Below are 12,423 nucleotides of genomic sequence, written 5' to 3'. Positions count from 1 at the left end.
AAGGAGTTAAAAATGCCAACATTTAAAGACGAGCAAGCAACTCAATACAATAGCCGTATAACACGCTTAGTGCCTGGTTATGAGCTATTACACCAAGTTACCAATGCACAACTTAAAGCAACTCTTAAGGATAATGCGCATATTTTAGTCGTAGGCGCTGGTACAGGAAAAGAAGTACTCGCCCTAGCAGCATTAAATCCTACCTGGCAATTTACTGCGCAAGATATCTCTAGTGATATGCTCGCCATTGCTAAACAAGAGTTTGAAGAGCAAGGCATATCAGAGCGCGTTAACGTTATTGAAGGCGAGCTTGATAAACTTTCAACAAAGGCCGATGCCGCACTATGCCTACTCGTAATGCACTTTTTAGAAGACGACGGCAGTAAAAAGCAGCTACTTAAAAACATTAAAGCTAATTTAAATAAAGGCGCAAACTTATTTATCAGCGATTTAATGAAACCCGAAACCGACTTTGAGCGCGAAGCACAAATTACAGTGTGTGCCGATTTAGGCTTAAGTGATGCAGGGCAAGCCTACACAGCTCAAAACTTAGAAAGTGAATTTTACCCACTTGATAGAATGCGCTTTAGCGAGTTACTTAACGAGTGTAAATACGGCATTCCTAAGCTTTATTTTAAAGTGCTTGGTTTTAGCGGGTACGTTGTTTAAAAACATAAAGTTTACGTAATGTAACCCCATAACACCGAGTATGCATACTCGGTGTTTTATTTTATACACATCCTTACATTTCCTGACAGCTACAAACAAACTCCTCACATATTTTTTATGCTTTCATACTTACAATCTCCCTATTAAATATTTTAAGGGATTCAACATGGAAAAGTATCTTATCGCGGTATTACTACTCTCAGGCTGTGCATCACAAGGGGTAGATCGAAACAATCAAAACCAAATAGTTAAGCGTTACTACGCATCAGTAGAATCAATGCAACCCGTAACACTTTCATCTGAAGTAGGCACAGGAATAGCAGCTGGCGCCGGATTCGGCTTTGTCGATAACTTAGATGGCAACAGCGAAGAAATGCTCGGCGGAGCAATAATTGGTGGGTTAGTGGGAGGGTTATTTACCGCATTATTTGAAGGCGGTAATGATGCCTATCAATATAATTTATACGCTGCCAACGAGGGTGAATTTACTGTAATTCAAAAGCAAAAACTTGATAAAAATACGCAATGTGTAGCCGTAACTGCAGGCGATAAAGTAAAACTAGAGTCTGTAGCGCGTCACTTTTGCAGCGATAAATAAAACAACAACCAAAGCCGATACTGCAATATCGGCTTTGTGTTTTACATAAAAAAGATCGCAAACCACTGATTACATGTTACTCAGATCAGATTTATATCAACTAAGTCTCTAACCAATCTCTCCAAGTGCTTTCATCGCGGCCTGCGCTTTATCGGTTTGTATAAAAATATGGTCGTGATAGAACGCAGCTACTACGTTAGCGCTAATATTATGCTCGGTTAATTTAGCCGATACCGCAGCGGTTAACCCTACAGCCTCAAGGCTTGAATGCACATTAAGGGTAATTAAATTATATTTACTCTCGCAAGTAATACCGGCTTTCTCGGCTGTGTCTGCGTTTAAAATAAGGGTTAGGCCTTCATCTTCAACATAACTGGCAAGTGGGTTTAAATGAACATAGTCGGCAAGGCTGCCTGCTAAACAACAAAATATGTATTCATCTTGCTTAAGCTCGGGGTTCATTGTTTTAAGCAAGGTGTTTAATTCTAAAATTCCTGCCATGTTGACTCCTTACATTTTCAATTAGATGTTTTAAGCTTGGCAACTAGCTCGCTTAATCTCGCAATTTTTATATTACTTAGCTGCCTGTAATCGAAATACGGGCACACAATAATGTTATTCGTTGTATCAATTGCAAACTCATCGTCTAGCCAATTAAATTGCGCATTTAGCTTACCTTGTTGAAGTAAGTTTTTTGCATGTGTACGCCCAGCAATTATATGTAACTGGTTTTTATTAGTGCCGTTAATAATTGGCGCACTAAATAAAAGGGCTGTTTTACTGTTATTTTGCAGTAAAAATTTATCGCGATACGCTTGCCAACTATCGGCTTGTTTAGCAAAGCTGTAATGCTCGCTGGGTAGTGCAAATAACACTTTAGCGTATACGTTAAACACCTTGCGCCAACCATTTCCACAATGCTGATTTATGGTATTTATTTGCTCGTTTATTACAGGCTCAACACTTTCTAGGGTTTCAAAGTAGGGCATCGACGGCGCTTTTGCGACATACACGGCTACATTAAAATTTTGTACACCTAGGCCAATAGCTTGCTCTGTCACTTACTTGGCCTTGTTTTGCGCTAAAATTCGGTCAAGGTTATTAGCAAAGTTTTGGCGGTCGGTTTGGCTAAGTGGTGGAGGCCCGCCACTCATTTCAACGCCGCTTGAGCGCATAGTATCCATAAAGTCGCGCACGTTTAATAACGAGCGAATGTTTTCTGGCGTGTAAAGCTCTCCACGCGGGTTAAGTGCTTGGCCGCCGTTGTCTATAACTTCGCTGGCAAGGGGTATATCGCCCGTGATAACTAAATCACCTTTTTCTACGCGCTTTACTATTTCGTCATCGGCCACATCAAACCCGCTCGAAACCTGTACGCGGCTAATAAACTTTGAAGGCGGAATGCGCATTGCATGATTAGCCACTAAAATGGTTGGTGTTTGCGTGCGCTCTGCTGCTCTAAAAAGAATTTCTTTTATTACCACGGGGCACGCGTCGGCATCTACCCATATTTTCATGCTTTAATCTTTTAATTGCTCTAGTATTTAACTGATCCTATAGCAATTTATTTTAATCGGCTAGCAAACTTTATTTGCTTAGAGCCGTACAAACAGCATCACATTTAAAAAGGAGCTTTCATGAAGGCCATTACGACTATTTTACTTATTACAGGGTTATTTTTACTCACTGCTTGCACAAGTGCACCTGAAGGTATTACCCCCGTTAAAAACTTTGACCTTGAGCAATACAAAGGTAAGTGGTACGAAATTGCCCGCCTAAATCACTCATTTGAAGAAGGCATGGAGCAAGTAACAGCTACTTACACAGTAAACGACGACGGCACAGTAAAGGTGCTTAACAAAGGGTATATCACTAAAGAGCAAAAATGGGATGAAGCAGAAGGCTTAGCAAAGTTTGTAGAAGGCAGTGACATAGGCCATTTTAAAGTGTCGTTTTTTGGCCCATTTTATGGTGCTTACGTAATTTTTGAGCTTGACCAGCCTGACTACCAGTATGCATTTATAACTAGCTACAACCGAGACTTTTTATGGTTTTTATCGCGCACGCCAACAGTGAGCGATGAACTTAAACAACATTTTACAACTAAAGCTAAAAAACTTGGTTTTGCTACAGATCAAATAATTTGGGTTGAGCAGTAAGCAATGTAAAGCCCCTTTACAGCTGTAATAAAACGATCATCTCATTGTAAGGTAAGTTAAATATGTTCGGGCTATATTAGCTGCACTTGCAACGAGACATGCAAGTGTTGGACATACTGAATATCCCCTTATTGTTGGCAAGCTTTATAGCTTGCCATTTTTTTCGCCTAAAATTTGTATCTTCAGATCACGATTTTACTAACTAGTGATAATTTAACGCTAAAAATAGCCCGCTCACTGCAATTAATACCACATTTAAAACACTAAACACTTTTACGAATCCGGTGAGTAAATTATAAAAAATCGTTATAATTAAAACACTTAAACTCATAAATCCGCAAAACAGCAGTGCACCATAGCCACTTTGTGTTTCTACACAAAGCACTAAACTTAGTAAAATACTGATCCAAGCAATAGCTAAAAACTGTTTGCGTTGTAATTCGGTTGGGCGTTTTTTAAAAACATCTTTAAAATGGTTAAATTTAGCCAGCGCAAAACCATTAAACGCAAACAAACACAGGCTAAAACTAAGTAAATCAATCATGCTTTTTGCCCTTTACTAGTGTTTGAACGGCTACTTGAGGGTGAGCATTTAGCTTTTGTAGCAGTACGTAATTTTTCGGTTTGTACTAAAAACAATATACTAAAGAGCAAAAATAGCGCATCAAATATAAATAATGCCCACTGTTTATGCATTAAATAACTAACAATATTACCATTAGTTGTGAGCGCATTAACTACAGGTACGCTTAAACATGCAAGCGCATTAATAGCGGCCATTACCCGCCATTGCAGCTTATCGCGTTTAATTAGAGCAATAACACCCGCCACTAACCAAGCTAAAAAGAACGCTGTTACTTCTTTATCGTCGCGCCCTGAAAGGGTAGGGCTAAGTAACCTATTAGCAATAAAAAACGCGCAGGTTGCAAGCGGTAAGCCCATAATAGTGGCAAGGTTTAAACCTTCTACTAACTGTAAGCCAAGCGATGCCTTACCTTTACTGCGCTCGCGTATGCGTTTAGCCCACATTATGCAGCCAGTAGCTATCATCACACAGCCTGCAATACCGCCTAATACATACAACCAGCGTAATAGTGGTGTGGCAAAGCGCCCTGTATGCATAGAGTTAAGTGACTCGTAAAGCGCCTTGCTGTTAGTGAGTTCATCTGCCGATTGGTCAACAAGCTCGCCTGTGGCACCACTAAATAAAAGCCTTGGTGTTTGATCGCGCAGCGCCTTACCAGGGTCTACCAAAACAGTAACCGTTGAGGCCGCCATATTAGGCTCGCTTACTCTAACACTGCGAATATCTGCATCTGGCCACTTAGTATAAACCTGATCCAAAATGGTATTAATAGGCAACATTGCCGCGCTGCCTTGCGCTTTATTAGTCACGTTATTGCTAGGTGTTACATCGTTAAAAAAGCCACGCATGCCATTGTCGTAGGTAGTTAGCGCAGGGTAGGGGAACAACATAAATATAAGCGTAATAATACCTGTGTAGGTAATCATTAAATGAAATGGCAAAGCAAGCACCGAGCTTAAGTTGTGCGCATCTAACCAGCTACGCCCCCCTTTATTACGCCTAAAACTAAACATATCTTTAAAAATACGTTTATGAATTACCACGCCCGATATAATCGCAAGCAACATAAAAAAGCTGGCAAAACACACCACCCAACGCCCAGTTATGGCATCTAAATAATAAAGCTGGTAATGCAGCCGATAAAAAAAGTTACCGCCTTTGGTATCTACGAAAGGTGGTAGTTCTTGCATTGTGATAGGATTTAGTTGGGTATTTACAAATTGACTGCGACGCTGCCCTGGCTCTTTTGGTTTCGCATAGCCATACACCAAATAGGGAATGCGCTGCTCTGGTAGCGTTACTCGCCAACTATTAGAGCCAGCGCCATGATGGCTTAAATAATCAAAGCCTTTAACAATTTGCATACGCTGCGCGGCCACTCTGTCGGTTTGAGCTTGCACATTATGAATTGCGGGCTGGTTCCACAGGTTTATTTCGTCTCTAAAAAAGCTAACCGTGCCTGCAAAAAAAATGACGTAAATAATCCAGCAAGTAAGTAAACCTACCCAGGTGTGTAGCCAGGTCATCGACCTAAAAAAACTGTCTTTCATAGCCAATCCTTTAATACTGCTAGTATTCCAACAAACAGTCCTGTACTTAGTAAAATACTGATCCAAACAGTTTTGAGCGACTTAATCGCAAATGCATAAATAAACACAATCGCATAAATTAAAATACTAATAGACACGCAAAACAAAACCGCATCTTGTTTAGCAATTGGCAACACAGCACTTAATAATGCAATACTCGCTGAGGTAAAAGCGTAACCGCCCACAATGGCAATAAAAAAACGTAAAAATACTAATAGCCTGTAACTACTGGCAATTTTTAATAATGCAGCAAGGTTAAACTTAGTAAAAGATGCACGATGCAACGGTGCCTGCATAGTTAACAAATCCTATATTTAAACATGGAGGATAAAATGAAGGCGCTATTATATAGGGTTCAAATACAAAAGATAGCTATTCTCATTTGTACAATTAAGTTAATCTAAATTAAATTTTTAAAGCTTAGTAAAATACTGATCTGGGCAGTTTTAACATTGTTGATAAGCCAATAGCTTAGGTTTAAAGTGGTAATTACAGGCCAACATAAAGAGCAAAATTATAATGAGCAACCACGAAAAGCTAAATTATGTCGAGTTTCCAGCGTGCGATTTAACAGCCACAAAAAGCTTTTTTACTAACGTGTTTAATTGGCAATTTACCGACTACGGCCCAGAGTACACGGCGTTTAGCGGCCAAGGGATTGATGGCGGTTTTTTTAATGCGCCGCTTAAATCACTTACTCAAAATGGGGCTGCTCTACTGATTTTTTACAGTAACGATATTCATGCAACTTATAAAAAAGTAACGCAGTTTGGCGGTGAAATAGTAAAACCTATTTTTGAATTTCCGGGTGGTTGCCGCTTTCATTTTACAGAGCCCAGTGGTAACGAATTTGCAGTTTGGTCTGAAAAACACTAAGTATTACAAGGGCTACAGCGCTTTTTTAAACAGAGATCACGATTTTACCAACTAAAGGCCGTTTTAATTAAAATAAACCGATTTTTTACCAACTCACTGGGTAGAAATGGCCATTTAGGATAAATATTAAGCATTTAAGGCCAAATAAACATGAATACCAGCCAATTAATAGAGCAAGTTAGTAAATGCGTGATCTGCGAACCACATTTACCTTTGGGCGCTCGCCCAGTAATACAATTTAACCCTAACGCCCGTATTTTAATTGCAGGCCAAGCGCCCGGTATTAAAGTGCACCAAAGCGGTAAACCCTTTAACGATGCCAGCGGAAACCGCCTACGCGAATGGCTTGGGCTAAGTGTTAATGAGTTTTATGATCCGCAAAAAATAGCTATTTTACCTATGGGCTTTTGCTACCCTGGTAAAGGTAAGTCGGGCGATTTACCACCTCGAAAAGAATGCGCGCCCGCATGGAGAGAGCAATTACTGGGTGCTCTGCCAAATTTAGAACTAACAATAGTGCTTGGTAAATACGCACAGGCGTATCATTTACCTCACACAAAAAATAGGCCTTTAACCGAGTTAGTAAAATCGTGGCGTGAGTATTGGCCACAATATTTAGTATTACCGCACCCAAGCCCACGCAATAATATTTGGCTTAAAAAGAACCCATGGTTTGAGCAAACAGTATTACCAGAATTAAGTGAGCGTGTGGCTAACATCTTAAATAAATAGCAACGTTGTTAAAACGTAAAGGGGCTTTACAGCCATTGCCAATTACATAAATCTTACCACTGTTATGTGGTGCACAACTTTTAACAAAACTAATAACGTAAGCTAAAACAACAAAGCCGTGCAAACATATGTGTTTACTGATAAAAGTTAAGCATAAAAGCCATAATTTAGTAAATGAAGATAAGTTAAACGCGTAGCAACAACTACGCAGCTAATCCTATACTCATTTAACGACTAAGTATTATTGGCATCAAAAACAACAAAGGCCGGCTAATTTGAACGCATCATTTTTAACAGAAATCATACTCCCACTTGCCCTTGCACTTATAATGTTTGGAATGGGGCTTGGGCTTACACTTGGCGACTTTTCGCGACTTTTTAAAAAGCCCGTAGCAATTGCTTTGGGTTTGGTAGGGCAAATTATTGCTATGCCGCTACTGGCTTTAGGTTTATGCTATTTACTTAACTTACCTACACCAATTGCAATAGGGTTAATGATTTTAGCCGCGTGCCCAGGCGGTACTATGTCAAACGTAGTGAGCCAGCTCGCAAAGGCTAATTTAGCGCTTTCGGTAAGCTTAACCGCCGCCTCAACTGCTATTAGCATTATTACCACCCCCTTTATTATTGGCTTTGCCATGCACCAATTTGCACCACAGGACGATGCCAGCTTTTCTATATTAACTACATCACTTGGGCTATTTGTAATCACCTTAGTACCGGTAGCAATAGGTATAAGCCTGCGTCATTTTAAAAGCGAATTTGCGATTAAAAGCGAGCCGTTTTTTAGGCGTTTTTCGTTATTTTTTATGCTCGCCATGATAGCCGCGCTAGTAATAAAAGAACGCGCCTTACTCATAAGCTCGTTTAACGATGTATTTTGGGCGTGTATAGCGCTTAATATTGGTTCAATGATCATTGGGTTGCTCATAGCAAAGCTTTCAAAACTATCTTTAACTGATTCGTTAACACTTGGGATTGAGGTAGGCATTCAAAACGCATCGCTGGCTATTTTAATTGCTATAAGCTTTTTAAATAAGCCCGAATATGCAGTAACAGGCGGCGTATATGGCCTTGCCATGTTTATAGGCCCACTGTTATTAATTGTAGGGTTAAAGTTTAAAAGTAAGCCCACATCTTAAATTAAAAGGCTGCAACTGCAGCCTTTTTTAATGTTTATAAATTAATGTGCTAATCAAAAGTATGATGACGAGTAACACTAAAGCGATTAAGTATATGGTGCATTACATACACCGCACACAAACTTAAAATAATAGCCACAGATACCGAGCTAAATCTATATAGCGCGCTGTAAACTAGGTCTTGCCCAGGGCCTAAATAGTTACCAAACAAAATACCAAAGGTTGTTAGTACGCCAAAGCCAATGCCCGGTATACCGCCACCTAAAATATGAAAACGCGCAAATATAAACGACAGTATCCATAAAGTAATAATTGGGAAAAGTAAAAAGTCTGAGTGGCTATATAAAAGCAATTGCGATAAAAGTGCAGCATTACAGCCAATAAGTGTGCCTATAGCACGTTGCCATGCAGCCATTCCTGCGGCTTTCCAGCATAATGAAAATAAAATAAGTACCGATGCTGCTTGCGCCGAAATAGAGTCGTTTAAATCAAATACCTGAAAAACCACAAAAGAAAGTGTAGCCACACTTGCACAAAGCAGTACTTCATGACGAATACTTTCTTTTGCTTTAGTAGGCATTGCTCGCCCTGGCCGGGCAGTTACATCAGGGAATATGCCATGCATTATTGCAGCAATAATCGCGGTTAAAAAAATAGCTAAACCATTACTTAAAATAAGCGGATAAATACTACTTCCTTGATCTACATAACTTGAAAAGTGCAACTGAATAGATAAACTCACCACACCTAAAGCACCAAATAAAAAGGCGGCGCCTGAGCTTATTTGATAAAACAAAATGCAAAAAACAGCAAAAACTAACAAGGTCATTACTACAGGCAAATGAGAAAATAGCCCTTGCATAATCAGCACTACAAAGGCGCTAAACGCAGCCGAGGCAATAAATTGCGTTATAACAGCGCGACTAAATGTAGGCACCATACCTAATAACAACATAGGGTAAACGGTAAAAAATATACCGTTTGGCCAGTTCATTAATTTACTAATTGTAAAACCAATTGTGCACCCGCCTGCAATACGCAGTGCTTGGCGCAGGCCATTGGAATCTAATTGTGGGCCTTGGCTAACAACTTTGCTCATAAGGCCTCCTTTAATAAATGTAATGTAACCAGCTAATAAATCTAATTTGTATTGAGCCAAACCATTGTCCAATACTCGACTGCGGCAATAATTGCACCGTTGCACGAGAACCACTTGGCATATTGGCTATTAAATCTTGATGGTTTGTAAGCTTTAAATGAATACGTTGACGCTGTGCATCGCGAACCCAGCGGTTACTGGTTTCGGTGGTACTTAATAAACCATTAGCACTTAGCTGTCCGCTACTTACACCCGCTTCAAAAGTATCAAGTACGGCCTCGTAAACTTCACCAGGGCGGCTATCAAACACAACTCGAGCTTGAGAGCCCGGTTTCATATTAGAAAGTGACTTTTCTCTAAAGTCGGCAACCAGATCAGCTTTTTTAGTCACAATAGCCAATAAAGGTTGCCCAGCAACAGCGTAAGCACCATCGAGCAGCTGCAAATTAGCAACGATGCCATCGCTTAAAGCGCGCACCTGTGTGTACGATAAATTAAGTTCAGCCTGCGCTAATTGGTTAGCGCCATGGCGCATTGCTAAATTTTGCGAGCCACTTTCACCACGCGCCAAAATAGCCTCGGCTAATTGCGCTTCAAGGGCTGCAACGCTTGACTTGCTAGCTTGAAAATTGGCACGAATGCTTTCAAGCGCTTGTTCCGATATAGACTTTTGCTTATAGAGCTTTTCGCCTCGGTTTTTAAGTAACTTTTGTTCGTGTTGCTTTGCCTTGGCTGCGCTTATTTGTGCTTCAAGCGCTTTTACATTTGTATCTAAACGCTTGTTTTGCAGCTTTGCGTCGTCCAGTGCTAATTGCGCTTGCTCTTTGGCTAAAATATATGGGTCTTGGTCGATACTAAATAAAACATCGCCAGCTTTAACAGCTTGGTTATTACTTACTTTTACATTAGTAACTCGACCACTAATTTGTGGAGATATTTGCACAACAGGATGATAAACACGCGCTTGCGGCGTAACAGGTAAAACCATATCTGCCACTAAATAATAAACAAATACTAAAATAAACCCTATGAGAGAAAACCTTACATAGCGTGCAAATTTTTGATCGGGTGTCATTTTTAACCTTACTTATTAACTTCAATACATTTAAGTGCGTTTTGTTCCATTTTGAGTAAACACAATGCCATGGCATCTAGCTCCTCAGTAGATAAATCGCTGTATAACTGATTTTTTATGTCGCTGACTGTCTCCAATAAAGAATGCAAAATAGTGCCGCCTTGCTCAGTAAAATAAATCTTTTTACTGCGCTTATCGTACTCATCTATTTTGCGGGTGATTAAAAGCTGATCCTCTAATTGTTTTAAAGTGCGAGTGAGTGAAGGCATTTCTATACCTAAGCTGTTAGCAAGCTCAAGTTGAGTTAACCCTTCGCCGCGCATATCTATGTGCATTAGGGCTGTCCAACGTGATTGCGTAAGCCCTAAAGGCTCAACAGCTATCGTAACGGCTTCGCGGCATAACCTATGGACGCGGCCCATATTACCGATAATGGTTAAATCGAGCGTTTCGTGAAAAGGTTTTTGAGTAGTCATAACCACCCCAAATTAGTTAGCATGCTAAGTATTTTAACATTCGTTCGCGTGCTAAGTAAATGTATGGTGATGTATCAAAATGTAGATATTTTAAAATTTAAAATCGGGAATGAAATAGTGGTTTTTAAATAGTATTAATCTTTAAGGTTATTTAAAAGCCACTGTATTTTTTTAGAGAAGTAATAAATGTTAAATCATGTTTTGAGTGATGGGTCCAAGATCTTTGAAGGCATAAGAAGCAAAACCTGCTTTTGCATGGTTTGAAGCAATTCTCACTTTTGTACCACTGTTAGTTGTAAAAAAATCAGTGTATATCGCAGGATATTTAGTATCTAGCTCGCTAAAAGATACACCCGAGAATAACTTATTTAGATTTTTGAAATTTTTTGGTAAAGCAAAAATAGCTTCGTTTTCATGTATATCAGCGCTTGTATTAGAATAAATAGAGAAAAACTCATCAATTGTTAGATTAAGCTGTAAGTAAAACAGAAAAAATGGCTGCGCTCTGTTTAAGTCGGTAAAATATCCTATACAACTTATATTTTTAGTGTCGAAGTGTTCATCAGATAAATTAAGTTCGTCTTTAAGCGAACGTGCGCTCGTAGCAAAAGGTGAAGGTTTATTTTGGTCGTCAATATCGCTACATAGCGGATTGTTTACGGAACGGTACATACCTTCAGCAGCAGACAAATGCACTGATATTTCATCATTACTTTGCTTACCTGCAATAAACTGGTTCATGGATCTAACAGAGCAAATCACATAACCATCTTTAGTGACGACTAACGTACCAGTACCAACTTTAAACTGTACCTGCGGAAAGTTCCTCATTGTTGATATAGACAATACTTTTTTATCTAACGAAAGCATATCTCTTAAAGTGTGGTTTTCTTGAGTCGCATCGCTGTAATAGGGTTTTTCTAGGCATAAATTTGGAAACACAAAACTAAAGTAATCTGTTGGTTCTAGTATAAGTTTGTAAATATTATTACGTTTACCATTTGTACCCTCAGGTCTACTTACATCAATACGCCTAAGACCAAAAGATCCATTATTATCCAACGTTAGGCCGTTTAATTCTGAATGTGCTTTTTTATCGGCTATTTCTTTTTGTTTTAGTATTTCTAATTCATCAGGAAGCTTTGTATTGTAATCAAGTAACTCCGAATCAAAGCTACTACTTTTTAAGGGCGTTTTAACGAAAAGGTTTTCAGGACGTATATCTTCTACGTTAAGTAAATCAAATAATTCTTTTATATCTAATTTATGTTTGTGCTTACTAATAGAGCTAACAGGTTCTACAAACCAGCTTTTAAAGTTAGTGAGTAAATCTTTTGGTGCAACAGCAAAAAAAGCGAGTATTCCTAATACAGAGGCAATGATGCCTATAACTTCCAACATGTTAATACCCATAATTTATAA

16 protein-coding genes are annotated in these 12,423 nt (G+C 39.2%); 6 read left to right on the top strand and 10 right to left on the bottom strand.

Annotated features, from left to right (window positions below):
- Positions 1–12: 12 nt before the first annotated feature.
- Together ALFOR1_RS16675 and ALFOR1_RS16670 are read left to right on the top strand one after the other, a co-directional pair.
- Positions 13–669 carry a class I SAM-dependent methyltransferase gene (locus ALFOR1_RS16675; RefSeq protein WP_104643733.1) on the top strand — a complete coding sequence of 219 codons (657 nt, stop codon included), beginning with the start codon at positions 13–15 and terminating at the stop codon, positions 667–669.
- A gap of 166 nt (positions 670–835) precedes the next feature.
- Positions 836–1,267 carry a hypothetical protein gene (locus ALFOR1_RS16670; protein WP_058550429.1) on the top strand — a complete coding sequence of 144 codons (432 nt, stop codon included), beginning with the start codon at positions 836–838 and terminating at the stop codon, positions 1,265–1,267.
- A gap of 108 nt (positions 1,268–1,375) precedes the next feature.
- Here ALFOR1_RS16670 and ALFOR1_RS16665 read toward each other — a convergent pair whose 3' ends face one another.
- Genes ALFOR1_RS16665 through ALFOR1_RS16655 form a run of 3 tightly spaced genes read right to left on the bottom strand, consistent with a single transcriptional unit; the run spans position 1,376 to position 2,784 of the window.
- Complete coding sequence (locus tag ALFOR1_RS16665) at positions 1,376–1,768, bottom strand: ACT domain-containing protein (protein ID WP_104643732.1); 393 nt, start codon at positions 1,766–1,768, stop codon at positions 1,376–1,378.
- 17 nt (positions 1,769–1,785) lie between these two features.
- A complete protein-coding gene (locus tag ALFOR1_RS16660) occupies positions 1,786–2,328 on the bottom strand; it encodes a DUF6942 family protein (protein ID WP_104643731.1) in 543 nt (180 codons plus the stop codon).
- Positions 2,329–2,784, bottom strand: coding sequence for a YaiI/YqxD family protein (locus ALFOR1_RS16655; protein ID WP_058405404.1), 456 nt, complete (start codon positions 2,782–2,784; stop codon positions 2,329–2,331).
- Between the two features lie 120 nt (positions 2,785–2,904).
- On the opposite strand from ALFOR1_RS16655, the gene ALFOR1_RS16650 reads away from it, so the two are divergent.
- Positions 2,905–3,426: a lipocalin family protein gene (locus ALFOR1_RS16650; protein ID WP_104643730.1), complete on the top strand. Its 522-nt coding sequence runs from the start codon at positions 2,905–2,907 to the stop codon at positions 3,424–3,426.
- 202 nt (positions 3,427–3,628) lie between these two features.
- Here ALFOR1_RS16650 and ALFOR1_RS16645 read toward each other — a convergent pair whose 3' ends face one another.
- From ALFOR1_RS16645 to ALFOR1_RS16635, 3 genes are read right to left on the bottom strand one after another with little or no spacing between them, the layout of a single operon-like run.
- Positions 3,629–3,970, bottom strand: coding sequence for a DUF3325 domain-containing protein (locus tag ALFOR1_RS16645; protein ID WP_058550425.1), 342 nt, complete (start codon positions 3,968–3,970; stop codon positions 3,629–3,631).
- Positions 3,967–5,562 carry a PepSY-associated TM helix domain-containing protein gene (locus tag ALFOR1_RS16640; RefSeq protein WP_104643729.1) on the bottom strand — a complete coding sequence of 532 codons (1,596 nt, stop codon included), beginning with the start codon at positions 5,560–5,562 and terminating at the stop codon, positions 3,967–3,969. Before ALFOR1_RS16640 ends, ALFOR1_RS16645 begins: the two co-directional genes overlap by 4 nt.
- Positions 5,559–5,897, bottom strand: a complete 339-nt coding sequence (locus tag ALFOR1_RS16635) for a hypothetical protein (protein ID WP_058550423.1) — start codon at positions 5,895–5,897, stop codon at positions 5,559–5,561. Before ALFOR1_RS16635 ends, ALFOR1_RS16640 begins: the two co-directional genes overlap by 4 nt.
- A 223-nt stretch (positions 5,898–6,120) precedes the next feature.
- On the opposite strand from ALFOR1_RS16635, the gene ALFOR1_RS16630 reads away from it, so the two are divergent.
- From ALFOR1_RS16630 to ALFOR1_RS16620, 3 genes are all read left to right on the top strand, one after another.
- Complete coding sequence (locus ALFOR1_RS16630; RefSeq protein ID WP_104643728.1) at positions 6,121–6,477, top strand: VOC family protein; 357 nt, start codon at positions 6,121–6,123, stop codon at positions 6,475–6,477.
- A gap of 150 nt (positions 6,478–6,627) precedes the next feature.
- Positions 6,628–7,209 carry a uracil-DNA glycosylase family protein gene (locus ALFOR1_RS16625; RefSeq protein WP_058550421.1) on the top strand — a complete coding sequence of 194 codons (582 nt, stop codon included), beginning with the start codon at positions 6,628–6,630 and terminating at the stop codon, positions 7,207–7,209.
- A 275-nt stretch (positions 7,210–7,484) separates the two neighbouring features.
- Positions 7,485–8,351: a bile acid:sodium symporter family protein gene (locus ALFOR1_RS16620; RefSeq protein ID WP_104643727.1), complete on the top strand. Its 867-nt coding sequence runs from the start codon at positions 7,485–7,487 to the stop codon at positions 8,349–8,351.
- A gap of 49 nt (positions 8,352–8,400) precedes the next feature.
- Here the strand turns inward: ALFOR1_RS16620 and ALFOR1_RS16615 are convergent, their stop codons facing one another.
- The 4 genes from ALFOR1_RS16615 to ALFOR1_RS16600 form a co-directional block, all read right to left on the bottom strand.
- Positions 8,401–9,450 carry a DUF2955 domain-containing protein gene (locus ALFOR1_RS16615; protein ID WP_104644161.1) on the bottom strand — a complete coding sequence of 350 codons (1,050 nt, stop codon included), beginning with the start codon at positions 9,448–9,450 and terminating at the stop codon, positions 8,401–8,403.
- Between the two features lie 10 nt (positions 9,451–9,460).
- Positions 9,461–10,525, bottom strand: a complete 1,065-nt coding sequence (locus tag ALFOR1_RS16610; RefSeq protein ID WP_104643726.1) for an HlyD family secretion protein — start codon at positions 10,523–10,525, stop codon at positions 9,461–9,463.
- A gap of 8 nt (positions 10,526–10,533) precedes the next feature.
- Positions 10,534–11,001, bottom strand: a complete 468-nt coding sequence (locus ALFOR1_RS16605) for a MarR family transcriptional regulator (RefSeq protein WP_104643725.1) — start codon at positions 10,999–11,001, stop codon at positions 10,534–10,536.
- Positions 11,002–11,190: 189 nt separating this feature from the next.
- Positions 11,191–12,402: a hypothetical protein gene (locus ALFOR1_RS16600; RefSeq protein WP_104643724.1), complete on the bottom strand. Its 1,212-nt coding sequence runs from the start codon at positions 12,400–12,402 to the stop codon at positions 11,191–11,193.
- Between the last annotated feature and the right edge of the window lie 21 nt (positions 12,403–12,423).

It is taken from the genome of Pseudoalteromonas carrageenovora IAM 12662 (genome assembly GCF_900239935.1).
In the GTDB taxonomy this organism is placed as follows: Bacteria; Pseudomonadota; Gammaproteobacteria; order Enterobacterales; family Alteromonadaceae; genus Pseudoalteromonas; species Pseudoalteromonas carrageenovora.
The sequence above is the reverse complement of the archived record's forward strand: the minus strand, read 5'-3'. Positions and strand labels throughout refer to the sequence as shown.